The 23,853-nt window shown below is 59.5% G+C and carries 22 protein-coding genes; 10 read left to right on the forward strand and 12 right to left on the reverse strand.

The genetic code is table 11. The features are described 5' to 3' along the window. Window positions 1-90: 90 nt before the first annotated feature. Window positions 91-2,274: a dehydrogenase E1 component subunit alpha/beta gene (locus KUV51_RS09990; RefSeq protein ID WP_222521491.1), complete on the reverse strand. Its 2,184-nt coding sequence runs from the start codon at window positions 2,272-2,274 to the stop codon at window positions 91-93. Between the two features lie 374 nt (window positions 2,275-2,648). Here KUV51_RS09990 and KUV51_RS09995 point away from each other — a divergent pair, with 374 nt between their 5' ends. The 7 genes from KUV51_RS09995 to KUV51_RS10025 all read left to right on the forward strand — a co-directional run bounded on the left by KUV51_RS09995 (window position 2,649) and on the right by KUV51_RS10025 (window position 7,399). Beyond that, the gene (locus tag KUV51_RS09995; protein WP_222521492.1) at window positions 2,649-3,263 is read left to right on the forward strand and encodes a ribonuclease D; all 615 of its coding nucleotides are present in this window, start codon (window positions 2,649-2,651) and stop codon (window positions 3,261-3,263) included. Further along, a complete protein-coding gene (locus tag KUV51_RS10000; protein WP_222521493.1) occupies window positions 3,260-4,243 on the forward strand; it encodes an SIS domain-containing protein in 984 nt (327 codons plus the stop codon). The genes KUV51_RS09995 and KUV51_RS10000 overlap by 4 nt, the downstream gene beginning before the upstream one ends. 9 nt (window positions 4,244-4,252) lie before the next feature. Continuing rightward, on the forward strand, window positions 4,253-4,852 hold the full coding sequence (locus KUV51_RS10005) for a hypothetical protein (RefSeq protein ID WP_222521494.1): 600 nt from the start codon (window positions 4,253-4,255) through the stop codon (window positions 4,850-4,852). Between the two features lie 40 nt (window positions 4,853-4,892). Continuing rightward, complete coding sequence (gene lptA / locus KUV51_RS10010; RefSeq protein ID WP_222521937.1) at window positions 4,893-5,345, forward strand: lipopolysaccharide transport periplasmic protein LptA; 453 nt, start codon at window positions 4,893-4,895, stop codon at window positions 5,343-5,345. After that, the gene (gene lptB / locus KUV51_RS10015; protein ID WP_222521495.1) at window positions 5,345-6,103 is read left to right on the forward strand and encodes an LPS export ABC transporter ATP-binding protein; all 759 of its coding nucleotides are present in this window, start codon (window positions 5,345-5,347) and stop codon (window positions 6,101-6,103) included. Before lptA ends, lptB begins: the two co-directional genes overlap by 1 nt. Before the next feature lie 231 nt (window positions 6,104-6,334). After that, the gene (gene hpf, locus KUV51_RS10020; protein ID WP_039685208.1) at window positions 6,335-6,898 is read left to right on the forward strand and encodes a ribosome hibernation-promoting factor, HPF/YfiA family; all 564 of its coding nucleotides are present in this window, start codon (window positions 6,335-6,337) and stop codon (window positions 6,896-6,898) included. Between the two features lie 36 nt (window positions 6,899-6,934). Then, a complete protein-coding gene (locus KUV51_RS10025) occupies window positions 6,935-7,399 on the forward strand; it encodes a PTS sugar transporter subunit IIA (protein ID WP_222521496.1) in 465 nt (154 codons plus the stop codon). Here the strand turns inward: KUV51_RS10025 and KUV51_RS10030 are convergent. The 9 genes from KUV51_RS10030 to cysQ form a co-directional block, all read right to left on the reverse strand. Then, window positions 7,396-8,823 carry a sulfotransferase domain-containing protein gene (locus KUV51_RS10030; RefSeq protein ID WP_222521497.1) on the reverse strand — a complete coding sequence of 476 codons (1,428 nt, stop codon included), beginning with the start codon at window positions 8,821-8,823 and terminating at the stop codon, window positions 7,396-7,398. The two genes, KUV51_RS10025 and KUV51_RS10030, sit on opposite strands and share 4 nt — an antisense overlap. Before the next feature lie 6 nt (window positions 8,824-8,829). Then, a complete protein-coding gene (locus KUV51_RS10035) occupies window positions 8,830-10,527 on the reverse strand; it encodes a beta-1,6-N-acetylglucosaminyltransferase (protein WP_222521498.1) in 1,698 nt (565 codons plus the stop codon). Beyond that, on the reverse strand, window positions 10,524-11,510 hold the full coding sequence (locus KUV51_RS10040; RefSeq protein ID WP_222521938.1) for a glycosyltransferase family 2 protein: 987 nt from the start codon (window positions 11,508-11,510) through the stop codon (window positions 10,524-10,526). The genes KUV51_RS10035 and KUV51_RS10040 overlap by 4 nt, the downstream gene beginning before the upstream one ends. 72 nt (window positions 11,511-11,582) lie before the next feature. Continuing rightward, the gene (locus tag KUV51_RS10045; protein ID WP_222521499.1) at window positions 11,583-12,695 is read right to left on the reverse strand and encodes a glycosyltransferase; all 1,113 of its coding nucleotides are present in this window, start codon (window positions 12,693-12,695) and stop codon (window positions 11,583-11,585) included. Between the two features lie 37 nt (window positions 12,696-12,732). Further along, window positions 12,733-13,716 carry a UDP-glucose 4-epimerase GalE gene (gene galE / locus KUV51_RS10050; protein WP_222521500.1) on the reverse strand — a complete coding sequence of 328 codons (984 nt, stop codon included), beginning with the start codon at window positions 13,714-13,716 and terminating at the stop codon, window positions 12,733-12,735. A 14-nt stretch (window positions 13,717-13,730) separates the two neighbouring features. After that, window positions 13,731-14,624, reverse strand: coding sequence for a UTP--glucose-1-phosphate uridylyltransferase GalU (gene galU / locus KUV51_RS10055; protein ID WP_222521501.1), 894 nt, complete (start codon window positions 14,622-14,624; stop codon window positions 13,731-13,733). Window positions 14,625-14,750: 126 nt separating this feature from the next. Next, a complete protein-coding gene (locus tag KUV51_RS10060; RefSeq protein WP_222521502.1) occupies window positions 14,751-15,980 on the reverse strand; it encodes a glycosyltransferase family 2 protein in 1,230 nt (409 codons plus the stop codon). Continuing rightward, on the reverse strand, window positions 15,977-16,777 hold the full coding sequence (locus KUV51_RS10065) for a 3-deoxy-manno-octulosonate cytidylyltransferase (protein WP_222521503.1): 801 nt from the start codon (window positions 16,775-16,777) through the stop codon (window positions 15,977-15,979). The genes KUV51_RS10060 and KUV51_RS10065 overlap by 4 nt, the downstream gene beginning before the upstream one ends. Beyond that, the gene (gene cysQ / locus KUV51_RS10070; RefSeq protein WP_222521504.1) at window positions 16,777-17,574 is read right to left on the reverse strand and encodes a 3'(2'),5'-bisphosphate nucleotidase CysQ; all 798 of its coding nucleotides are present in this window, start codon (window positions 17,572-17,574) and stop codon (window positions 16,777-16,779) included. The genes KUV51_RS10065 and cysQ overlap by 1 nt, the downstream gene beginning before the upstream one ends. A 119-nt stretch (window positions 17,575-17,693) precedes the next feature. Between cysQ and KUV51_RS10075 the strand changes: the two genes are divergently transcribed. Beyond that, the gene (locus KUV51_RS10075) at window positions 17,694-18,518 is read left to right on the forward strand and encodes an ABC transporter permease (protein ID WP_222521505.1); all 825 of its coding nucleotides are present in this window, start codon (window positions 17,694-17,696) and stop codon (window positions 18,516-18,518) included. A gap of 26 nt (window positions 18,519-18,544) precedes the next feature. On the opposite strand, the gene KUV51_RS10080 is transcribed toward KUV51_RS10075, so the two are convergent. Both KUV51_RS10080 and KUV51_RS10085 read right to left on the reverse strand, forming a co-directional pair. Then, window positions 18,545-19,657: a porin gene (locus tag KUV51_RS10080; RefSeq protein ID WP_315898813.1), complete on the reverse strand. Its 1,113-nt coding sequence runs from the start codon at window positions 19,655-19,657 to the stop codon at window positions 18,545-18,547. A 175-nt stretch (window positions 19,658-19,832) separates the two neighbouring features. Then, window positions 19,833-20,441, reverse strand: a complete 609-nt coding sequence (locus KUV51_RS10085) for an alpha-ketoglutarate-dependent dioxygenase AlkB family protein (protein ID WP_222521507.1) — start codon at window positions 20,439-20,441, stop codon at window positions 19,833-19,835. A gap of 193 nt (window positions 20,442-20,634) precedes the next feature. On the opposite strand from KUV51_RS10085, the gene dnaK reads away from it, so the two are divergent. Both dnaK and dnaJ read left to right on the forward strand, forming a co-directional pair. After that, window positions 20,635-22,545 (forward strand): molecular chaperone DnaK, encoded by a 1,911-nt coding sequence (gene dnaK / locus KUV51_RS10090; protein ID WP_222521508.1) that lies wholly within the window; start codon window positions 20,635-20,637, stop codon window positions 22,543-22,545. Between the two features lie 79 nt (window positions 22,546-22,624). Then, window positions 22,625-23,785, forward strand: coding sequence for a molecular chaperone DnaJ (gene dnaJ / locus KUV51_RS10095; protein WP_222521509.1), 1,161 nt, complete (start codon window positions 22,625-22,627; stop codon window positions 23,783-23,785). The last annotated feature ends 68 nt before the right edge of the window (window positions 23,786-23,853 follow it).

A 23,853-nucleotide genomic window follows, 5' to 3' on the forward strand; every position in this document is an offset into this window, starting at 1 on the left:
GTGTGATGTCCTCTCTCCCTGTCGGCGCGACTGTGGACCGGAGGGAAAGGGGCGATCAAGGGGCGCGGTGAATTTCGTGAAACCGGAATCTCAAGACTTGGCGCAGAGCGTTATGGCGGCGTCCACGATACCATCTGTTGAGGGGAGTGTGGCGGCGTAGGCGGGGCCGGTGGCGATGAAGCAATCCTCGGCCGTGACACGCGCGATGTTTGGAATGCCTGCTTCGGTGAAGAGGCTCATCAGCGCCTCGGACTGGCTACCGGTGCGGCGGCATTCATCGACGATCAGAGTGGCTTGGCAGGCGCGCGCATGTTCGATCAGCGCGGCCTCTGGCATCGGGGCGAGCCAGCGCATGTCGATGACGCGGGCGTTTATGCCCTTGGCCTGCAAGCGCTTTGCGGCCTGTTCCGACAGATACCGTCCGTTGCCGTATGTTACGATGGCAAGGTCGGTGCCCTCTCCGCTGATCCCGACCTCGCCCAGCGCGATCCGTTCGTCGGGCGCGGGGTAGGTCGACATCCACGCCTTGTCGCCGTCGTTGTGCAGGTCGCGCATGGGGTAGAGGGCGATGGGTTCGATGAACACCACGACGCGCTGCTCTTCGCGGGCCAGCCGCACCGCTTCGCGGAGCATCCTGGCCGCGTCATCGCCGCGCGAGGGGCAGGCGATGATGAGGCCGGGGATGTCTCGCAGGACGGCGAGGGAATTGTCGTTGTGAAAGTGGCCGCCGAAACCGCGCTGGTAGCCGAGGCCCGCGATGCGGAGGACCATGGGGTTGGTGAATTGGCCGTTGGAGAAGAACGGGAGTGTGGCGGCTTCGCCCCTAAGCTGATCCTCTGCATTGTGGAGGTAGGCGAGAAACTGGATTTCGGGGATCGGGATAAAGCCGTTATGGGCCATACCGATGGCGAGGCCGAGGATGGATTGTTCGTCGAGCAGTGTGTCGATGACACGGTGCGGACCGAAGCGGGCTTGCAGCTTTTGCGTCGCGCCGTAGACGCCGCCCTTTTTCCCGATGTCCTCGCCCGCTATGACGATTTCCGGGTGTTCGAGCATGAGGTCGGTGAGCGCCCAAGAGATCAGCTTGCTCATCACCTGTGGTTCTTCGCTGCTTCGGAGATCGGTGCCGAAGGTACGTTTCCGTTGATCCGGAGAAGGACCGTTTGTGGGTGCGCAGGTTCGCGCCGGAGGGATTAGGCTTGCGCGCACATCTTGCGCTAACTGCAGACGAGCGCGTTTGACGGCCTTGGCGGCGAGCATCTCGCATTCGGCGCCGATGTCCTCGTAGATGCTCAAAGCGTCCTTGGGTGCTGCCGCACCGCTGTCGCGAAGAAGGCGGGCGGTATGAAGGAGCGGGTCGTTGCCCTCATCCGCTTCTATATCTGCTTTGGCGCGGTAGGTCGCTTCGACGTCCGAGCCTGCGTGACCGTAGAGGCGCACAGTGCGGATATGCAGGAAGGCGGGACGTTTGTGGCGACGGACAAAGGCGGCCGCCTCTGCCGCGACCCTGTGGGTTTCCGCGACGTTCAAGCCGTCACAGGCGAAATAGGTGAGGCCGGGTTTGGCGGCGAAGTTGGCGGCGATCCAGCCGTGGGGTGTGGGGGTCGAGATGCCGATGCCGTTGTCCTCGCACACAAACAGTAGCGGCAACGGCACGTTTTGAAAGCTCGTCCAGCAGGCTGTGTTGATGGCGCCTTGGGCGGTGGAGTGGTTGGCGGAGGCGTCGCCGAAGCTGCACATGACGATGCTGTCATCCGGCAGGTGTGCATGTTCCGGACGCTGCCGTTTGGACAATCCGATGGAATAGGCCGCACCAACCGCCTTGGGCAAGTGACTGGCGATGGTCGAGGTTTGGGGCGGGATGTTCAGTGCCTTGGAGCCCAGGACCTTATGGCGACCACCCGACATGGGATCGTCGGCCGAAGCGGCGAAGCTGAGCAGGATGTCCCATGCCGGATTCTGATCGGGGACCTGACCCGCGCGGGCGATCTGAAACGCAGCATCGCGGTAATGCAGGAACGCCATGTCGGTGGGGCGCAGGGCATGGGCGACGCCCGCCATCCCCTCGTGACCGCTCGACCCGATGGTGTAGTATCCCTGCCCGGCCTTCTGCATGACGCGGCTGGTGCGGTCGAGTTGCCGGGACAGGCATTGCGCGCGGTAGAGCGTCAGAAGCGTGTCGGGTTCCATATCGCCTGCACCCGCGCCCGAAGGCAGGTCGTTGGCTTTCAGCCGCCGGTGGAAGTTGTCGTGAACGATAGCGGCGCGGTCCATGGGCGGGTCCGTTTTGGTTGGCGTTGTATGAGGTCATAGAACAGCGCCAATAACGAATGGTCCAGTGCCCCAAGGAACGCGCTGCAAAGTGATGTCGTTACCGGAACATGTCCAAATCGACCTTTGCTTGGGATCGCCAACCCGGCAGGCGAAGACATTGAGGCCGAGAGCTGATTGGTCCATGGTGCCGCAGGCTGCGTGTCTGACACCGACAATGACCGACGTCTAACCCGGACGATGCGTCTGAAGCCGGTTAGGACCGCCAGGCGCTGGTTGTGACCCAGCCATATCGCTGTCCACAGCCCCGCCTCGACACCAGCAACCCAATCTAAACCGCGCTTTCCCAAGGGCCAAACGCGCGTTATAGCGGGCGCATGACGAACCATTTGCATATTTCCGACCTGCCCGACGACCTCGACTTGGGGCCGGTCGTGGCCATCGACTGCGAAACCATGGGCCTGAACCCGCACCGTGATCGGCTGTGCGTGGTGCAACTGTCCGGCGGCGGCGGCAACGCGCATATCGTGCAGATCAAGCTGGGCCAGACTGAGGCACCGAACCTATGCCGTCTGCTCGAAGACCCGAACGTACTCAAACTGTTTCACTTCGGCCGCTTCGACATTGCCGCGATGCTGAACGCCTTTGGCGCGGTCACAGCACCCGTCTACTGCACCAAGATCGCGAGCCGCCTGATCCGCACCTATACCGACCGGCATGGGCTGAAGAACCTGTTGCAGGAAATGCTTGGTATCGACATTTCGAAACAGCAGCAGTCCAGCGACTGGGGCGCGGACACGCTGAGCGATGCGCAGTTGGAATACGCCGCCTCTGATGTGCTGTACCTCCACAAGCTGCGCGAGGCGCTGAACGAGCGGCTGGAGCGCGAAGGCAGGATGGACATCGCGCAGGCGTGCTTCGACTTCCTGCCCATGCGCGCGCGCCTGGATCTGGCAGGTTGGCCAGACACGGACATCTTTGCCCACTCATGAGCGGCAGGACCCCCTTTATCGACACCGCGCGTCGGGTGATCCGGACAGAAGCAGACGCGCTTGGCGTCTTGGCCGACGGTCTGGATGAAACCTTTCGCGCCGCCATTGGCGTTCTGCTGAACGCGACGGGCCGGGTGATCGTGACGGGGATCGGGAAATCCGGGCACATCGCCCGCAAGATTGCGGCGACGCTGGCCAGCACGGGTACGCCCGCGCAATTCGTGCATCCGGCAGAGGCGAGCCATGGCGATCTGGGCATGGTCACGCGGGCCGATGTCGTGCTGGCAATCTCGAACTCGGGCGAAGCACCCGAACTGGCAAATATGATTGCCTTTTCGCGGCGCTTTGACATTCCGCTGATCGGCATCACCAAGGCACCGAAAAGCGCATTGGGCATCGCGTGCGATGTTGTTCTGCAATTGCCGGATCTGGGCGAAGCCTGCGGCACGGGCGTCGTGCCCACGACATCAACGACGCTGACGCTCGCGCTGGGTGATGCACTCGCCGTGGCATTGATGGAGCATCGGGAGTTTACCGCGGAGCATTTCCGCGACTTTCACCCCGGTGGCAAACTGGGCGCCCAACTGACGCGCGTATCCGATCTGATGCATGGCGGCGCGTCCATGCCGCTGGTTGGCGAAGACACGACCATGGCCGACGCGCTGCTTGAGATCAGCGAAAAGGGCTTTGGGGTGGTTGGGGTAACGAACGACGCAGGCGGCCTGGTCGGCATCATCACGGACGGTGACCTGCGGCGTCATATGAGCGACGGCTTGCTGGGCTTGAAGGCCCGCGACGTGATGACCATTTCACCAAGAACGATCGGCCCGGATGTCTTGGCGCAAGAGGCAGTCAGCATCATGAACGGTCGTGCTGGTGAACGTTCCGTGACGTGTTTGTTCGTGGCTGAAGAAGACCAAGGCAATACGCCGCTGGGTCTCATTCACATCCACGACTGTTTGCGCGTGGGGCTGGGTTAAGGACATGGCATGGACAGGTATTCAAAGCTCGTCGCCTGGCTCAAGGTGCTGCTGCCGTTAGCGGCGCTCGCCCTGCTGTCCACGCTGTTCCTTCTGTCGCGCAACATCGACCCTGTGGCGTCCGTTCCTTTCGCCGAGACTGAAATTCAGGAACGGTTGCGCGGGCAACAGGTTACTGCACCGTTCTTTTCCGGCACATCAAGCAGCGGCGACCGCATTTCAGTTTCTGCCGGCACACTGGCAACTGCCGATGGTCAGAACAACGCGGCGACCGACTTGGCCGCGCATATTGACCTCGCTGGTGGCACGCGCGTTGTACTGTTTTCCGACCGTGGAGCGTTCGACATGGCGCGCGGCGCCTCATCTCTTGAGGGCAATGTCGTGATCACGACATCAACCGGCTACAAATTGAATTCCGAGCAACTTCTGACCGACTTCGAAAACATGACGGTCGAATCGCCTGGGCCCGTGAACGGTCTGGGCCTCTCCGGTACTTTGGAGGCGGGCAACATGCGCTTGGAAAAGCCCGACGGGGGCGAGACTGCCCAATTGGTTTTCACAAACGGCGTAAAGTTGATATACCGCCCGCAAGACTTGGAAGAAGAATAGACCCGTGACTTTTTTGCGTGCCATAGCCTGCCTGATCCTGATGGGTCTGATTACTCCACTTCATGCACAGGGCACTCAAGTTGCCTTTGGTGCGATCCAACAAGACACTTCGGCACCGGTTGAGGTCAGCGCGAACGAGCTGAACGTGGATCAAGAAACAGGCGAGGCCGTGTTTACCGGCAACGTGGTCGTGGGTCAGGGCGAGATGCGCCTGTCCGCCCCGCGCGTTCTGGTCATCTATCTCGAAGATCAGGCAGGCATCGAACGTTTGGAAGCCACAGGCGGCGTCACATTGGTGTCCGGTCCGGACGCGGCCGAGGCGCAGCGCGCCGACTACAGCATCGACACCGGCCTGATCGTGATGACCGGTGACGTGCTACTGACCCAGGGACAAAGCGCCATCGCGTCCGAGCGGATGACGGTCAACCTCGAAGACGGAACCGCGCGGATGCAAGGCAACGTCAAGACGATCCTGCAAACCGGCAACAACTGATGGCGACACCGGACCTGAAATTGGCCGAAGGATCCTCCGGCCTGCGCATTTCGCATTTGCGCAAATCCTATCGCAAGAAGGTCGTTATCCGCGACTTCTCCATGGAACTGAACCGGGGCGAGGTTGTCGCGCTTCTGGGGCCGAACGGGTCCGGCAAAACAACGACGTTCTATGCGGTGGCCGGCTTGGTTACGCCAGAAGGTGGGACCGTGCTGCTTGATGGCAATGACGTCACCAACCTGCCGATGTATCGACGCGCACAGATGGGCATCGGCTATCTGCCGCAAGAGATGAGCATCTTCCGCGGTCTCAGCGTGCAGGACAACATCCTCGCCATCCTCGACATCACCGAACCCGACCGCCACAAGCGGCGCGAGCGGCTTGAGGAGTTGCTGAGCGAATTTTCGATCGAGCACTTGCGTCGCGCCCCAGCGCTGGCCCTGTCCGGCGGCGAGCGGCGTCGGGTGGAAATTGCGCGATCGCTCGCCGCCAACCCGAATTATTTGCTGTTGGACGAACCCTTTGCCGGGGTCGACCCAATCTCGGTCGGGGATATCCGTCATCTTGTGGGTGATTTGAAAAAACGCGGCATCGGCGTGCTGATCACGGATCACAACGTGCGTGAAACGCTCGAGATCGTCGACCGTGCCTACATCCTGCATGATGGGCAGGTTCTGATGTCCGGGACGCCTGAAGACGTGGTTCAGAACGAAAACGTGCGCCGCGTGTATCTGGGCGAAAACTTCCGTATCGGCTGAGCGACGGCGCGCGCGCCATGTCCGCTTTTCATTGACTCCGAGTGCACTTTTGGCGTGCAATGACAGCATGGCTCTCGTGCTGTCCCCGATCTGCAACATCAGGATCCGTCTTACGGGTTTTGATATAGATCAGGGTCAGGAACAGCCTTTTCCGCAATTCTAGATACGTACGCGCCGCCAATGACTTGGTGGTCAAAAACGTGCGTCGCGGACACATCAGAAGGAGCAAGAATGCAGTATCAAATCAGTGGCAAACAGATCGATATCGGCGAAGCGCTGCAAACCCATGTTCGGGATGATTTGGGGGCAGTTGTGCAGAAATATGCCGAACGCCCGACCAACGCCCAGGTTGTTTTTTCCAAGTCAGCACATGAATTCGTCTGCGAAGCAACGGTGCACCTGTCTACTGGCCTGACCGCGCAGGCCAAGGCCCATGCCACTGAAATCTATGCCGCTTTTGACGGCTGTTCCGACAAGATGGAAAAGCAGTTGCGGCGCTACAAACGGCGTTTGAAGGACCATCACAAGGAGCGCGCGCAGCCGGTTGAACTCTCTGGCGCGGCCTCTTATATCCTCGCCTCTGACGATGGCGCAGGCGACTCGGAGCCCGAGACCCTGCAGCCGATGATCGTGGCCGAGATGGAAACCAAGATCCCATCCCTCTCGGTCGGAGAAGCGGTCATGCAAATGGAATTGGCGGGCGCCCCTGTGCTGGTGTTCCGAAACGAAGGGAAAGACGGGCTGAACGTAGTCTACCGTCGCGATGACGGGAACATTGGCTGGATCGACCCGTAAGGGATCGGTGTCACGACGCACCGACAAGCGAGCAGAATGAATTTTGGGACCCTTTTGAAACCCGAGGCGGTCAAGGTTGTGACCTCCGCCTCGTCCAAGAAACGGCTTTTTCACGAGATCGGTGATCTCGTGCAAGTGGCCTATGACCTCAACGCCGCGCTGGTGGTCGAATCGCTGATCGCGCGCGAGGCTTTGGGTCCCACGGGCGTGGGCCACGGCGTGGCCCTGCCCCACGCACGGATCGACGGTATCTCTGACGTGATGGGGGCTTTTGTTCTGCTCGACAAACCTATCGATTTTGATGCAGTCGACCGCCAGCCGGTCGACATCGCCTTTGCCCTGTTCGCGCCGGAAGAGGCTGGCGTCGAACACCTCAAAGCGCTCGCCCTTGTGTCACGCACTCTGCGTGATCCTGCCATTTGCGCCAAGCTGCGCGCCAATCCGGACGCCAGCACATTGTTTGCTATCCTGAACGAAGCAAAACCGGCCCAAGCCGCCTAAACCGGCGTCCAGTCCTTGAACCCGAACATCAGGTAGTCGCGTGCATAGACTGCGCGGCACAAATCCTCGATTTCCGGGTCGTACACGTCGATCAGCTGATATGGCGCGTCTGGTGCAGCAGCGCCAAGTTCCGGCACAGATGCCAGACCCACTGCCGCGCTGAGTTCCGCCAACTCGTGCGCCATGGTTTCAATGCGGATCAGCCGATCCGGCAACACAAACTCCGCAAAACCCTCGACCGTCTTCGCCTGGCTGGCCCAATCCGGGTCCACCCGAACCGCCGTTTGCCCGTTCAGATTGGCCTTGAGAAACTTGAGGAAGGCCGCAAAGGCGGTGCGGTGTGCCACCTTGTCGTAAGAGGCGTCGCCGGGATCGTCAGGCATTGCCATTTGATAGCGTTTGCCCAGGACGGTTCGAATCCCGCCGTAGCCGCCCTTTCCGGTGTTCAGGATACGATGGCAGAACACCGCGTGCGCGCGCGCCAAAGGATGCCTCAATACAGTGAAGCTCCGGTGTCCGGGATGCGACCGCATCCAGTCACGCATTTCGTTCTGCGACAGCTTGGACGCGGGCTTTCCACCTTGGAGTTTGTCAATCGCCTGCATCCAGCGCAGCGCTTGATCTTCGGGCCAACCGCGGATCGGCAAATACATGAGCGGCGCAGATTGGCTGGCAAAATAGGTAGGAACGGCCGCCCCACGGCGCGGTTCGAAGTTGGGGGTGCGGGTGAGGTTGAAACGATCGAGACCCGACAACGCTTCGGTCATCTGGGCGGCATTGCTGACCTTGTCCGCCACGGCGCTGGGGTTCTGCACCTTCAGACTTTTGTCCAGCGCCTCCAGCGCGCTGTCCACGCCAAGCCACTTGGCGAGACCATTCATCACGCTCAGGTTCTGCAAGTCTTCGTAGGCCACGTAGAATGCCGTCTGACCGGATGATTGCAAACGGTTCAGCAGCGTGACCTGAAAATCCTGTAGAGCACCAAGATGGGTGGCAAATTCGTCGGCATCAAATGTTGCTTTGCTGTCCTTGCGCGCCTTGGCGTCGGTGAGTTTCCATTGCCCTGTGGCCTGGGCAATCTTCCGGGACACATAACTGTCCACCGGGTTCCGGGTCAGTACGATCTTGGCGCATTTTGGGTCATCGACAATCTTGTCGAAGATGCGTGGATCATGATCATGAAAATAGCGAAAACCACTCAGGTCCGGTGTTTTCTTGATCTCGCGCAACAGGGCTTTCGGGTTTTCCTCGCGGGTGGCCAAAGTGACGCCCAAAATGTTGTCGTTGTTGGGGTAACCAATAAAAAACGGGTTGAACGCCTCCCCGTGGCACGAGATGCCTTCAAAAGCGTTCAAGTTGGTCTCGAGAAAATTGGATCCCGTACGCATCTCTGCGAACACAACGAAGTAATCAAAATTAGCCATGTCGGGTTAACGCACCAAATAGGGTTTGCGTGGGGGATCCTGGGCGGCTTTGGGACCAAGCGCGACCGGAAAGTCGCCCATGAGATACGGGTGCATGCCCTGGTTCTTCAAATTCTGCAGGAACTGACCGAAACCGGTCAAGTTGGCGAGCTTCGGAACCTCGGACAAGCGGCGGGCGTGGGTCAGGCCGATCTCATCCAGAATGCCTTGCAACGGTTCCATCGGTGCCTCCACGAACTCTGCCATGGTCCAGATCCTGATCCGCGCCTTGGCATAGGGTGAGCGCAGCACATCCAGATGATCGCTTTCGATTTTCTGCAGGCGCGCAGCTTCTTTCCGGATGTCCATGAAGTTCAGATTGGAGCGGAACAACGGAACCGACCAAGCGCCCGAGATCACCGATATCTGGGCGTTTGGGTCCTTGGCCACCTTCCAGTTGATGTCCTGATTGTCATTGGGCCCAAACTGGAAGCATTGCCGCTCGCCTCGTGTGTTCCAGATCAGGTTGGTGAGAAACGCACTGGCGTTGTAGTCCCGCGCCTTGGCGCTGTTGCTGAGCGCCCCGTTCAGGGTCGTCTGCCCCTCGGCAAACTCAACCCGATCAGAATGGAACAGGTGCCCATGCACTCGCGCACCGGTCGCCTTGGCCAGCCAAGGTTCGAAGTTTTCGAAGATTTCGGTAAAGCCCTGAAACACGGAGTACGGCGCCGCGGTCATCCCGTTCTCCCAGTCCTCGTTCGGGAAACGGCTTTGCATGTAAAGACCCGGCCGCCCGCGCGTTCTACGTTCCACGGCCTTGGCAAAGATGCGGTCAATCTTGCCCGGGTTCGGCTCTGTCCGCTTCATCGCGCCAGCCGGATCGGTCAGGAAAGCATCATACAACCGGTTGGCATGAGGCCAGATCTTGCGCGCGACGAAACAGTCCGACCGGCGAAGAAGCTGCAAGTGATCGTCGTAGAAGATATGGGGTTTGCCCTGGAAGTCGAACTTGGACAGGGTCAGCGATCGGCTCTCGATTTCGATTGCGTATTGCCGGGCGAGGGTCTGGTAATAGCTTTCGTCGGGGATCCACACCTGTTTGAAATAGGCGTCGTATTCCTTGCGATCCGGACCCTGCAGGATAGCAGACAGGGTTTGGCGCGTCAGGCACCACCACTGGCTGCCCATGTGCGGCACAAGACCCGCCGGTATCTTGCGCTTCATGCCAAGTCGCCGTTGCAAATCGACATATTTGTCGAACAAAAGCCGTTGCCGTTTCCATGAAAACGGAAAGCGCAGGGTGAAGCGTTCGTGATCCAGCCCGCCAACGGTCCACGGCACGTCCGCCGTGGTGGCACTTTCGATGAAGTCGGTCCTTGGACGATCCGCGAGATAGTCCACCAGTTCGTCAACCGGTCGCAAAGGCAAACACGAGCCAGACGCGAGGTAGACATGACGGACATCCGAAAACTCGGTCAGCATCATCTCGGACGCCGCCTGGCTGGCAGCAACGATTCCCCAAGTGCCCCACTCACATCGGAACCGTTTGGAGAACCTGATGATCGGGACGTCAGACAGGGCCTGGGCAAACGCATTGTAGGTCCGCTTCGGCACATTCACATCGACATGTATGACAACCGGACAGCCACCCGCCGCCCAGAACCGCGCGGCCTGTTCGGCGCGGTCGAGGGCCGTGTGAACCAGCATGACGATGCCGACACTCATGCCCAGTTCCCCTTGGACATGAGGCCGAGAATCTCAAGTTGGCGCCAGTTGATGTATTTCTCGGACCATTTGCACCACAGGTCAGGGTCATCGCGCATGGTCGCGGCATAGGCCTTGTATTCGACCGACGCAGCATAGTGCTGTTTGCGATCCAGCTCTTCTGCCGCCTTGGCCGTGAACGTGTCAAGAAACTTGGCATGCAGCAAAACGCCCGATGCCTTTTCACCGCCCCACTCGTCAAAGACCTGGTTCAATCCGCGCGGCAGAAGCATGTGGGTCGAACTGGCATAAGCATAGCGCCGGTCCCATTTGACCAACGGTATCTTGTTCAGTGCCGGTGCACGCGCGGGTTCGTCCGGGAAAAAGACGCGGGCGCGTGGCCCGCCCTGAATCCACAGGTTGCCCAGCGCATGATTCTTGGAAAACGTGTAGTTGCCGCTGTCGAACCAACTTGCGATCTCTATCGGATTCTGGCCTGCGGAATACGGTTGCTCGTCCAGCCGCCCCTTCGGGTACATGTCGAGCAGCATGGCCGAGAAGGACTTGATAGACGAAGCATCCAGCCAGTCCGTCAGCGCGCGAAGAGGCCTCGTATCACAGAACGGATAGACCAGAAACTCGTCCGGATCCACAACCAGTGTCCAATGCCCGTGCCCGTACTTCATCTGCAACCAGTTCAGCCAGTCGACACCAAATCGCGATCGCTTGTAGCTCGCTTTGGTGGACCAAACGGACACATCCGGTTGCTGTGCCAGATAGTCCAGCGATCCGTCCGTACTGTCATTGTCCACGATCAGGAAATGATTGATCCCCATCTCGCGATAGTAGTTCAGGAAGTACGGAAGACGGATTGCCTCGTTCCGTTGGGTGGAAAAGCACAGCAAGTCCGAGGGACGGATTTGATCGGTGCGGTTGACGATGCGCGACAATTCACGACGCTTCCGAAATGCCCGGATACGCCACCGCTTGCGCTGAAGCCTCAGCCTATATGACTGCCAAGCGCCCAAATTGCCCCGTCCTCTGCCAGCCGACGTCTCCGGCCTTGTCCGCGCCTATCAGGTCAACCTTAACACAGTCTTGAAATGCGACCCCCAACTCGGCAGTTCAAACTGGTGTTCCTGTTGCGTGCGTTGCCCGGCCTCCGCCAGCGTGTTGATTGCCTTTATCCACAGATAACGATCTGAAACGCTTGCGTAAATGGGTATGTCACCCAGGAACTCGGCATAGACATCAAGTGTGTTCACAACGACAGGAATGCCAAGTGCGGTTGCCTCGACCGCGGGCAGGCCAAACCCTTCGGCGTGGGAGGGGAGCAAGACACCTGCCGCCCCGCCCACCAATGAGGCGAGCGCACCGTCACTCAGCCCCGCCACTTCTCTGATCCGGTCATCGGGGTTCAGCGCATCAAGGCGGGCAAAAACGGCTTCGTTGTTCCATCCGCGGTTGCCAGCGATGACCAGTGTAGGCGCATCCGCACCCATTTCATCCCACAGATCGAGCAGAAAGGCGTGGTTTTTGCGCGGCTCGATGGTGCCGGGCGTGACAAAGTACGGGACCGCCGGTGGTAGGTCACGCGGCAGGTCATCAGGCCGCGGCGTTGCAACATCTGTTCCCAGATGCGCAACAATCGACGGAGGTGTCCGCCCTGTCATCTGCACTTCGGCACGCATCTTCGTATCTTCGGAATTGTAGATGACAAGATCAGCTTGTGCGGCCACGCGGTCAATCATCGCTCGAAATGGCGCGACCGATCCTTCGCGTTGATAGTGTGGAAATTCCAGCGGGATGACATCGTGGATGAAAACGGCGACGGAAATGTCGGCCCCGTTCATGGCACGCAACACACGGTCCGTCACGTTCGAATGGCCGGTGTTCAGGTAAGCGGTTCCAGCCGGCAGATGATCGCGCAACATGCGTGGCAAGGCAAAAGGCAGTCCACGCGATATCGCGGCACGCCGGATATGGTGCCACGCTTTGGATATCTGCTGTGCGTCAACGGCACCGGACAGGATCGGCGTCGCAGCAGCGACGCCCTCCGGACCGAGCAAAATGTATCCGAACCGAGAGCGGATCAGGCCGAATACAGGCTCCGGTGCATCCTGAAGTGCGCGGAGATAGGCCAGTTCGACGCGGTCCACCCCGGTCAGAACCCGTCCGACCCGTCGCATGAGCCGGGTCAGGTCCAACAGGCGGGCGCTGGGGGGGTTATGCGTCGTAGTGCCCAGTTTGGTGCCATCTCCAGGCGTCTTTGATCATGGTTTCCAGCGTCGACCGGGTCGGCGTCCAGCCCAACTCTGCCTCGGCTCGCGTTGATCCGGATACCAGCTTCGTACAATCTCCGGGCCGCCGGTCCCCGTCAACATAGGGCACACTTTGATTGGTGACGGCACGTGAATGATCAATCACCTCGCGCACGGAAAAGCCGCTGCCCGTGCCCAGGTTGAACACCCGACTGCCCTTGCCAGCCTGCAACCACTTGAGACCCAGGACATGGGCATCCACCAGATCGCACACATGCACGTAATCGCGTATGCAGGTCCCGTCCGGCGTGTCGTAGTCGGTACCGTAGACCGTCAACGCATCGCGCTTGCCTGCAATTGCATCCAGCATAAGCGGGACGAGATGCGTTTCAGGCTGGTGGAATTCACCAACCTCACCCGCAGGATCGGCGCCAGCCACATTGAAATAGCGAAAGATCACATGGCGCAGACCATATGCGGCCTCGAAGTCACGCAGGATGTCCTCGATCGCGCGCTTGGATGCACCATAGGCATTGATCGGGTGCTGCGCGCTGTTCTCATCCAAGACGACATTGTCCTGGTCGCCGTAGGTGGCGCAGGTCGACGAAAACACGAAATCAAGGCAACCAGCCGCAACAGCGGCTTCGATCAAGGTCAGCGACCCAAGCACGTTGTTGCGCCAATATCGGCCAGGGTCCTGCATGCTCTCACCCACCTGGCTGAGCGCGGCAAAATGCATGACGGCGACGGGCGCGTATTCGGCAAAAGCAGCATCAAGTGCCGCACGATCCATCAGATCGCCCTGAACGAATGGCCCGAACTTGACGGCATCGCGCCATCCCGTTTCCAGGTTGTCGTAGGTGACCGGCACAAGACCTGCATCCCGCAGAGCCTTGCAGGCATGAGAGCCGATATACCCGGCTCCGCCCGTGACGAGCACATTCGCCATAGTGCAGTCCTGTCTTACTCGGCAGCCTTGTCCATCTGGACAACATCGCGAATGTAGCCCAGCAAGTCATCCCTCAATTCATCGCGCGCAAGACCAAAGGCCACCGTCGCCTGCAGGAAACCGGACTTGGAACCGCAATCGAACCGCTGACCACGGAACCGGAAACCGTAAACGCCGTCCTCGCCGCCGATCTCGTTGGCAATTGCATCGGTAAGTTGAATCTCGCCACCCGCGCCGGATTTCATCTGGTTCAGGGACCGCAGCACCTTGGTTGTCAGGATGTAGCGGCCGATCACTGCCAGGTTGGATGGCGCTTCGCCCTGTGCAGGCTTTTCGACCATGCCTTTGGCTTCCACCAACTGGCCCATATCTTCCTTGATATCGAGTACACCGTAGGACGACGCCCGTTCTGGCGGGACTTCCATCGCGGCAACGACGTTACCGCCGGTTTCATTGTAGGCTTCGACCATCTGCTGCAGGCAGGGCGTATCTGCCGCAATGACATCGTCGGGCAGGATGACCGCAAAGGGTTCGTTCCCGATCAGACGACGGGCACACCAGACAGCGTGACCCAGACCAAGCGCCTTGTGCTGGCGGATATACGCGATGGCACCGCTTTCCATGTTGGTGCCCTTGAGGATTTCAAGAAGGTCGTCCTTGCCCTTTTTCCGCAGCTCCTGCTCCAGGGTTGGCGAGTGATCGAAATAGTCTTCAAGCGCGCCCTTGCCCCGAGACGTTACGAAGATGAACTCCTTGATGCCGGCCGCGCGCGCTTCGTCGATCGCGTATTGGATCAGCGGACGATCAACGAGCGTCATGATCTCCTTTGGCACCGATTTGGTCGCGGGCAAGAACCGCGTTCCCAGACCCGCCACTGGAAAGATCGCCTTGGTCACCTTTTTTCGCATAATCATCCTCTGAATAAAATTACTGCCGGGTTGCACGGTTCATACTACTAAACCGCGTTCGTAGAATGTCCAATTTCGACGGACCCGTCGGCATCTGACAAGTGTTGCCTAGACGCGCCAAACACATCAATCAATCAGCCTTTGTTTGCCGATCCGGCGTGTTTCCGCCGCGACCCGCTCATAAAATGTAAACATTCGAAACAGAGGCGCTTCTCGCACAGAGCGACCAAATAAGCCACCCCGTTGTTCCCAGTATCCTTCGGGATCGAACCGGACGTGATGATAGCGCGTCGTTGGCGAGAACAGGAACAGCGTTACGATCTCTCCATTGCGCACGCGTTCGGCAGCTTCGGCGCGCAGGGCACGACGTTGCCAGATCCGTCCTGCCAACACGACCGATACGCGCTTTTGGGCGGGAAATGGCTTGAATGCCGATACTGGGCTGCGGGACACATGCGCACCACCACGCTGACGCATCAGGCCTTGGCTATATCCCTGGTCCAGGCGTCCCATCAGGTAACGAACGTCCCGCGGCAGCAGCCTTCCGCTCACCATGTGATCCAAAATGCGCTTACGCTCGTGTTCGCGCAGGTTGCGCCAGTGATCTCGACGCTCGGCCTCTTGGACGTATTTGCGTTGAAACACGGCCCAGCTTGACCCGATGTCGAACAAATCGCGCGGAACACGGTCAGCGCGACGCCTCGGACTGGCTGCAAATCCGTGATGCACCTCGGCCATCGGGACCAGCGCTGTTGCGTGACCGGCCCGTTTCAGGCGCAGGTTCAAGTCGGTTTCGTCAAGATAGAAGGCAAAGCCGGGATCAAAGCCTTCAAGCGCAACCAGCACGTCCCGGCGTACGGCCATGTTCGTGCCTTCAGTCTTGATGGCGCGCTGTCCCTTGGGGGCAAGCACGGTGGCACGGTGGGCACTGACGTCGACCGCTTCGGCTACGCCCAGTTCATCAACCGTGCGCGCCTGCCATTGCCAAGAAATCCCGTTGCGGCCCCGGACGAAGCCGCCCATGGCTGCGACTTCCGGCCTGATCACCGGATTGACAAGCTGGTGCAACCAACTGGGCTCCGGCACGGCGTCATCGTCGATAAAGGCGACAATCTCGCCAGCGGCATGACTGATCCCCAGATTTCGCGCCTCTGATATGTTGGGTCTGTCGAATTCCACCAGCTTGATCTGCTCGGCAAACGAGCTTGCCTGGGCGGCAGCACAACCGGGCGGATCGGCGATCACAACGATTTCGAAACTGGCATATTGAAGCTGAGACAGCCCCTTCAGGCACCATGTCAATGCGGCTGGCCGGTCGCGGCTCACCACCACAACACTGACCGTCGGTGGGGTCATGCCACCCCCATCTCCGCCATCATCGCTTCAATCTTGGGCACATCGGCAGGATTGTTCAGTTCCCAGAACTGACGGCCACGCGCTGCAACCTCCACACACAGAACCTGGCGGCCGTTCTCGAGAAAGCGAAGCTGTTCGAGCCCTTCAAGTGTCTCAAGCGGGCCAACGGACCAGTCCGGATATGCCGCAAGAGCCTGCGGGCGATAAGCGTAGACACCGACATGGTGGAAAACGGGCGTGTCCGCGCCGTCGGCATAAACTTCATTGGTGAAGGGAATCACTTCCTTGGAAAAATAGAGGGCCTGACCAGACGCACCAAAGACGGCTGTCGTGCCGCCGACGCGCCCGGCTTTGCGATCCTCAAGGAAGCCACGCAATGTGGCGCCGTCACAGCGCAAAACGGGCGTTGCAATCTCTGCCTCCGGGGCAGCTTTCAACCCGTCAACCAACCCTTCGATGAACCAGGCGGGCGTCAGGGGTGCGTCGCCCTGCAGGTTGACGACCATGTCATAGCCACCGCCGAGCGCCGCATGTGCCTCCGCGCAGCGCTCTGTCCCGTTCTGGCACGCCTCCGATGTCATGACGACTTCGGCTCCGAAGGCTTCGGAAGCGTCCTTGATCCGGTCATCGTCGGTCGCAACGACAACCCTGTCGATACCACTGACCGCCATCGCGGCCCGCCAACTGCGTTCGATCAGCGTTTGCGCCTGACCGGAGGCACCGGTCAGAGGCACAAGCGGCTTGCCCGGATAGCGGGACGACGCGTAGCGGGCCGGAATGACAATCAGAACGGACATCAGGCCGGTTTCAGGTCAACCGCCGGAGCATAGGCAATGAAGAACGGATTGGCATACCCGTCCTTGCCATAGACAAGCGGGCTATGATCATCAAAGCGGACCACTTTACCGCCCGCACCCGTGAGTACAGCGTGACCGGCGGCAGTATCCCATTCCATTGTACGGCCAACGCGGGGATAGATATCAGCCTCGCCCGTTGCGACCAGGCAGAACTTCAGGGATGAGCCAGCGCTTTTCATGTCCTTGACGGCGTATTTGTTGATGTAGTCGTCGGTGGCCTGATCCCGGTGCGATTTCGAGGCGACGACCATCAAGGCGCTGTTGTCACTGTCGGCAACCGAAAGCGGTGTGACCTCGCCCACGGTCTCCTTGTCCAGCGCGCCCGTTTCTTCGACCGTTTGACCATCGGCTTGAGTGTAGAACATGCGGCCCTTCGCAGGGGCATAGACGACACCGCGGGTAGGAACGCCATCTTCGACAAGCGCGATGTTGACGGTGAAATCTCCACGGCGATGCACGAACTCCTTGGTCCCATCCAGCGGGTCGACGATGAGGAACGTCGTACCGGTGGTGTCATGGGTGGCGGCTTGTTCTTCGGTCACCAGCATCACATCGGGAAACGCAGCGCGCAGGCCTGCCGAAATCAGTGCATCCGCCGCTTCATCCGCTTCGGTCACAGGGCTGTCATCGGATTTGACTTTCACGTCGAAATCATCGGCGTCATAAATCTCCATGATCTTGTCACCGGCTTCGAGCGCCAGTTTCCGGATCACCGGGATCAAATCGTCATACGTCATCAAATAGTCTCCTTTGGCGAGCATTTGTTGAAAACCGCCCGCGTGCTCCTTATGGTGTCGCGGTAACGGAACGGCAAGATTTCCCTGCGACTTTCGCACTGCACGAGGCAGAACCGCACATGTTTCAATCAACGCGCAAACCGCAGACCAGCCTGGGCAGCGCTGTGGCGATGTTCGAGGTGATCTATCACTCGATTGTCCGTTCAGTGCGCAAGGCGCATAACAATGCCTTCATGGCCATCGCAATGAACATGCTGCAGATGGTGATTTTCGTTCTGGCCTTCTACGTGATGTTTTCGGTTCTAGGCCTGCGCGGCGCTGCGATACGTGGTGACTTCCTGCTATACATCATGACCGGCATCTTTCTTTACATGACGCACACCAAATCCCTTGGCGCCGTCGTGGGAGCAGAGGGACCAGCGAGCCCGATGATGCAACACGCGCCAATGAATACGATCGTATCGATCTGTTCTGCGGCTCTGGGTGCGCTCTACGTCCAAGTCTTGTCCTTGTTCATGATCCTCTTCATCTACCACGTAGCCTTTACCCCCATTCATATTGAAGAGCCGTTTCCCGCCTTCGGCATGTTGTTGCTTGCGTGGTTCACGGGATGCGCGTTGGGGTTGGTGTTGTTGGCGCTGAAGCCGTGGTTCCCGACCTTTGTGTCGATCTTCACCCAGATCTACCAGCGCGCCAACATGATTGCGTCGGGCAAGATGTTTGTGGCCAACACCCTGCCCGGCTTCATGCTGGCGATGTTCGATTGGAACCCGCTCTTTCATGCCATTGATCAATCGCGCGGATATACGTTCATCAACTACAATCCACGCTACTCCAGCTGGGAATATGCGTGGTGGGTCGGCGTGATACTCGTGATGGTCGGACTGATGGGCGAATTCTATACCCGGCGCCACGCATCAATCAGTTGGGGCGCGCGGCGGTAAAGCCGCACGCTCCAAAACCTGTCACATCAGAAGCTCCAGCGCGCTCCGATGATGTAAGACGACGCGTCCTGATACTGGGTGCCGCTTGTGTCCGAGTAGGAATAGTCGCGGTAGCCGAAATAGGCCTCGATATCCTGGCGGTCAAAGTCCTGTACGACACCTATGCCGAATGATTCTGCATCGTCCCCATCTGATACGGCGTCCGATCCACTGAAGTAGTCCAGCGACAGCGCGGTTGACCCGACATCAAACCAATCCGTCTCGTATCCGACCTTGGCATAGATGTAGTCGCCACCAGTGTTCCGATCACCTGTGGAGAAAGCAAAGTTCAGTCCGCTCTGCAGCTTTACCGCAACCGAGCCAAATGTGTCTTCGCGATCTTCGCTGCCGGGACGTTCACGCACGGCATAGCCAATGCCAGCCGACACCTCTGTTGTGCCGATATCTCCTTCATAGCTGAAGGCGATATCGTAAAATTCGTCATCATTGTTTTCTCTCACAAGGTTTTCACCCGCCGCGATAGACAATGTGAAACCATTAAATTCCGGCGTGTCATAGCGAATACGCCCGGCGCGCGTGCCGTCAAACGCGTCGAACGCGTCACCGATTTCGATGCCGCTCAGCGCCCCGGTTGTGTCGCGCAACTCAAACCCACCGGCAACATCGCCGATACCAACAGAAGTCGCCAAACTCGTCCCTGAAGAATCAAATTGACCGATGCCATCGGACGCCATGCTGCCTTGGCCTAAGTAGAACGTGCCGAACCGGCTCGTTTCATAGATCAGGTCCACATGACGCAGGTTTGACCGGCCCCAATCGAAGTCATCTGGCTCGGATGTCTGGCTGAAGTCATCGCTTGAGGCAAAGCCAATGGACGTCTCGAACCGGAATGTCAGCTCGTCTTCACCGAATTGCTGACTTAAGCGAAAGCCGAGGCGCGAGGTAGAGGTTGAACTGCCCGTGAACTGGCTGGTCTCATCCTCCCCATCGTCAAAAGAGGTGATGCCAAAGTTCAGGTGACCATAAGGGGTAAACGTTGCGCCACCGGGGGACGTGTAAACAGTGTCTGCGACAGCGGGTACTGCAACCAGGCTGGTGAGACCGGCGAACAGAGGGATAAGTCTGCGAGAATGTGTCACGATATGTGTCCAGTCATTGAGTGGCCGCACGGGCGAACGCATCTGTTCACGCAAAGCCTGTGCCGCGTGGTTGGGAACGTCATGTCGTCAAAGCGCGCAGGGAAGTCAGGAGTGGTGCGCACTCCGTCACACGTATGGATTGAACTGAACGGTTCAATAACGTGAGGTCAAACTTTTACAAATCTGCGTGTACCACCCGGCAAGTGAGGTTGATCCGCCCGCCCTTGGGCAGAAGTGACGATGATCCAAAGCGAATGCGATCCACGCCGTGATAGGTCAGGCGGGCATCGCCTCCCATCACCACCACATCGCCACTTTCCAGCCACAGGGACTCCGTCTTGCCACCGCGCGTCGTGTTGCCGATCCGGAACAGACCCGCATCGCCCAGCGACACGGATAAAACCGGCCACTTGAAATCCGCTTCATCCTTGTCCTGGTGCATCCCCATCCGGGCACCCTCGCCATAGTAGTTGATCAGGCAGCAATCCGGCATCCGATCGAGGCTGGTCAAATCCCGCCACAATGACAGGACGGCCCCTGGAATCGAAGGCCATGCAACACCGCTCGGATGCTGCGGCGCATAACGATAGCCGGACCGATCTGCGAACCAGCCCACAGACCCGGCAGAGGTCATGCGCACCGACATCGGCTTGCCATAGGGGGTTTCGGGCGAAAACATCGGCGCAGCCTCAGCCACCCGACGTACGTCCGACACAAGTGCTGCCTGCGCGACCGGGTCCAGATACCCTTTGTAAATCTCGAATCCCCGCACCGTGACGCGCATCACACACTTCTCCTTCGATATGTGCACATTTTGCACTTTTACGCCCTGTCAGAATGGTTGCAGCGCCTATATCCCCTCCTTATATACGCCGCAGCGCGCACGAAATCGTGCGCATTCCTATGCGTGGCGTCGATGCCGAAACGGGTCGCCGCCTCGTGTCATCGCCTTGAACTGATATGAGGGATCGAAAAACATGGCTAAAGTCATTGGTATTGACCTTGGAACCACCAACAGCTGCATCGCCATCATGGATGGCAGCCAGCCCCGCGTGATCGAAAACGCGGAAGGCGCGCGGACAACCCCGTCCATCGTCGCTTTCACAGAAAATGAACGTCTCGTCGGCCAGCCCGCCAAACGGCAAGCGGTCACGAACCCCGACAACACCATCTTTGGCGTAAAGCGCCTGATCGGCCGCCGCAACGACGACGCGGATCTGGCCAAGGACAAGAAAAACCTGCCCTTCGCCGTGATCGACGGCGGCAACGGCGACGCATGGGTCGAGGCGCGTGGTGAAAAATACTCGCCCAGCCAGATCTCCGCCTTCATCCTGGGCAAGATGAAAGAGACAGCTGAGTCGTATCTCGGCGAAGACGTGACGCAGGCCGTCATCACCGTCCCCGCCTATTTCAACGACGCCCAGCGCCAGGCCACCAAAGACGCCGGTAAGATCGCGGGCCTCGAAGTGCTGCGGATCATCAACGAACCGACAGCCGCCGCACTGGCCTACGGTCTCGACAAAGAGAACTCGCAAACCATCGCGGTCTACGACCTCGGCGGTGGTACCTTTGACGTGACCATCCTCGAAATCGACGAAGGTCTGTTTGAAGTGAAATCCACCAACGGCGACACGTTCCTGGGTGGTGAAGACTTCGACATGCGCATCGTCAACTACCTGGCGGATGAGTTCAAAAAGGAACACGCGGTCGACCTGACGGCGGACAAGATGGCGCTTCAGCGCCTGAAGGAAGCAGCAGAAAAGGCCAAGATCGAACTCTCCTCGGCCAACCAGACCGAAATCAACCAGCCGTTCATCTCGATGGGCTCGAACGGCCAGCCGCTGCACATGGTCATGAAACTGACCCGCGCCAAGCTGGAACAACTGGTCGGTGACCTGATCAAATCCTCCATGAAGCCGTGCCAGGCCGCTCTGAAGGATGCGGGCCTGTCCGCCTCCGACATTGACGAGGTCGTGCTGGTCGGCGGTATGACCCGCATGCCCAAGGTGATCGAGGAAGTGACCAAATTCTTCGGCAAGGAACCCCACAAGGGTGTGAACCCCGACGAAGTGGTTGCCATGGGCGCTGCCATCCAGGCCGGTGTTCTGCAAGGGGACGTGAAGGACGTTGTCCTCTTGGACGTGACCCCGCTGTCGCTGGGGATCGAAACGCTGGGCGGCGTGTTCACCCGCCTGATCGACCGCAACACCACGATCCCGACGAAGAAATCGCAGATCTTCTCGACGGCCGAGGACAACCAGAACGCAGTGACCATCCGGGTCTTCCAGGGTGAGCGTGAGATGGCGTCCGACAACAAGCTGCTCGGTGCCTTCAACCTTGAAAATATCCCGCCCGCCCCGCGCGGCATGCCCCAGATCGAAGTGACCTTCGACATCGACGCCAACGGCATCGTGTCTGTCGGCGCGATGGACAAGGGCACGGGCAAGGAACAGAAGATCACGATCCAAGCCTCCGGCGGCCTCTCGGACGAGGACATCGAACAAATGGTCAAGGACGCCGAGGAAAACGCCGAAGCGGACAAGGCCCGCAAGGAGCTGGTCGAAGCGACCAACCAGGCCGAAAGTCTCATCCACTCGACCGAAAAGTCGCTGGAAGAGCATTCGGACAAGGTCGACCCGACCACGGTCGAAGCGATCGAACTCGCCATCGCCGCGCTCAAGGACGAGCTGGAAACCGAGAATGCCGACAAGATCAAGTCGGGCATCCAGAACGTGACCGAAGCGGCCATGAAACTAGGCGAAGCGATCTACAAAGCTGCGCAAGAAGATGGCGAAGACGAGCCGCAGGCTGCGGATGAGCCCCGCGCGGACGATGACGACATCGTCGACGCCGAATTCGAAGATCTCGACGACGACAAACGCGCCTGATTTTGGGCCTCAGAGGAACCAATCACGAGGCCGGCCCCTATTAGGCCGGCCTCAGACGTTCCAGCAAAGGACATGATCCATGGCAAAACGTGACTATTACGAGGTGCTTGGCGTCTCGAAAGGCGCCTCGGCCGACGAGATCAAGAAGGGCTACCGCCGCAAGGCCAAGGAACTGCACCCCGACCGCAACGCGGACAACCCCAATGCCGAGGCGCAGTTCAAGGAAGCCAACGAAGCATACGAAGTGCTCAAGGACGCCGACAAGAAGGCTGCCTATGACCGCTTTGGCCATGCCGCATTCGAGGGCGGCATGGGCGGTGGCGGCGGACGACCCGGCGGCGGCTTTGGCGGCGGTCAGGGCGATTTCGGCTCGGCGTTCTCCGACGTGTTTGACGATCTTTTTGGCGACTTCATGGGTGGCCAACGCGGTGGTGGCGGCGGACGCCAACGCGCCGCGCGCGGCTCCGACCTGCGCTACAACCTGCGTGTGTCGCTCGAAGATGCTTTTGCTGGGATGCAGAAGACAATCAACGTGCCGACCTCCGTTCAGTGTGACAACTGCTCGGGCACAGGCGCCGAAGGCGGCTCGGAACCCACGACCTGCCCAACATGCTCCGGCATGGGCAAAGTGCGCGCGCAACAGGGCTTCTTCACCGTTGAACGCACATGCCCCACATGCTCCGGCCTCGGCCAGATCATCAAAGACCCGTGCAAAGTCTGCTCCGGCGCCGGTCGCGTCGAAAAAGACCGGGCCTTGTCGGTAAACATCCCCGCAGGCGTCGAAACAGGCACCCGCATTCGCCTTGCTGGCGAGGGCGAGGCCGGGATGCGCGGCGGACCGTCGGGCGATCTCTACATTTTCATCGACGTGGCCGACCACAAGCTGTTCGAACGCGACGGCACCAACCTGTTCTGCCGCGTCCCGGTTAGCATGGGCACCGCCGCCCTCGGGGGCAGCATCGAGGTGCCGACCATCGACGGCGGCCGCGGCCGCGTGCAAATCCCGGCGGGTTCCCAGTCGGGCCGCCAGATGCGCCTGCGCAGCAAGGGTATGCCCGCCCTGCGCGGTGGCGCAGCCGGTGACATGTTCATCGAACTGGCAGTCGAAACACCGGTGAACCTGACAGCACGTCAAAAGGAATTGCTGCGCGAGTTCGAGGACCTCTCGGAAGAGAACAACCCCGAATCCTCCAGCTTCTTTTCCAGCGTCAAATCCTTCTGGGATTCGATGAAGGGCTGAATTTCGGTAAGGCGGATCCTGATCCGCCTTACCGTGCCCGACTCCAATCAAGACCACAATTTCGAACG

The sequence above is a fragment of the Tateyamaria omphalii genome, assembly GCF_019802125.1.
GTDB lineage: Bacteria > Pseudomonadota > Alphaproteobacteria > Rhodobacterales > Rhodobacteraceae > Tateyamaria > Tateyamaria omphalii_B.

Bases quoted from the DNA above. Each gene is read 5' to 3' on its own strand.
- KUV51_RS09995 (WP_222521492.1), top strand. From the start codon at position 2,649: ATGACGAACCATTTGCATATTTCCGACCTGCCCGACGACCTCGACTTG.
- lptB (WP_222521495.1), top strand. From the start codon at position 5,345: ATGGCGACACCGGACCTGAAATTGGCCGAAGGATCCTCCGGCCTGCGC.
- galE (WP_222521500.1), bottom strand. From the start codon at position 13,716: ATGGCGAATGTGCTCGTCACGGGCGGAGCCGGGTATATCGGCTCTCAT.
- KUV51_RS09990 (WP_222521491.1), bottom strand. From the start codon at position 2,274: ATGGACCGCGCCGCTATCGTTCACGACAACTTCCACCGGCGGCTGAAA.
- KUV51_RS10025 (WP_222521496.1), top strand. From the start codon at position 6,935: ATGAATTTTGGGACCCTTTTGAAACCCGAGGCGGTCAAGGTTGTGACC.
- dnaK (WP_222521508.1), top strand. From the start codon at position 20,635: ATGGCTAAAGTCATTGGTATTGACCTTGGAACCACCAACAGCTGCATC.
- KUV51_RS10065 (WP_222521503.1), bottom strand. From the start codon at position 16,777: ATGTCCGTTCTGATTGTCATTCCGGCCCGCTACGCGTCGTCCCGCTAT.
- dnaJ (WP_222521509.1), top strand. From the start codon at position 22,625: ATGGCAAAACGTGACTATTACGAGGTGCTTGGCGTCTCGAAAGGCGCC.
- KUV51_RS10030 (WP_222521497.1), bottom strand. From the start codon at position 8,823: ATGGCTAATTTTGATTACTTCGTTGTGTTCGCAGAGATGCGTACGGGA.
- lptA (WP_222521937.1), top strand. From the start codon at position 4,893: ATGGGTCTGATTACTCCACTTCATGCACAGGGCACTCAAGTTGCCTTT.
- cysQ (WP_222521504.1), bottom strand. From the start codon at position 17,574: ATGACGTATGACGATTTGATCCCGGTGATCCGGAAACTGGCGCTCGAA.
- galU (WP_222521501.1), bottom strand. From the start codon at position 14,624: ATGCGAAAAAAGGTGACCAAGGCGATCTTTCCAGTGGCGGGTCTGGGA.
- KUV51_RS10045 (WP_222521499.1), bottom strand. From the start codon at position 12,695: ATGCGACGGGTCGGACGGGTTCTGACCGGGGTGGACCGCGTCGAACTG.
- KUV51_RS10005 (WP_222521494.1), top strand. From the start codon at position 4,253: ATGGACAGGTATTCAAAGCTCGTCGCCTGGCTCAAGGTGCTGCTGCCG.
- KUV51_RS10000 (WP_222521493.1), top strand. From the start codon at position 3,260: ATGAGCGGCAGGACCCCCTTTATCGACACCGCGCGTCGGGTGATCCGG.
- KUV51_RS10085 (WP_222521507.1), bottom strand. From the start codon at position 20,441: ATGCGCGTCACGGTGCGGGGATTCGAGATTTACAAAGGGTATCTGGAC.
- KUV51_RS10075 (WP_222521505.1), top strand. From the start codon at position 17,694: ATGTTTCAATCAACGCGCAAACCGCAGACCAGCCTGGGCAGCGCTGTG.
- KUV51_RS10035 (WP_222521498.1), bottom strand. From the start codon at position 10,527: ATGAGTGTCGGCATCGTCATGCTGGTTCACACGGCCCTCGACCGCGCC.
- hpf (WP_039685208.1), top strand. From the start codon at position 6,335: ATGCAGTATCAAATCAGTGGCAAACAGATCGATATCGGCGAAGCGCTG.
- KUV51_RS10060 (WP_222521502.1), bottom strand. From the start codon at position 15,980: ATGACCCCACCGACGGTCAGTGTTGTGGTGGTGAGCCGCGACCGGCCA.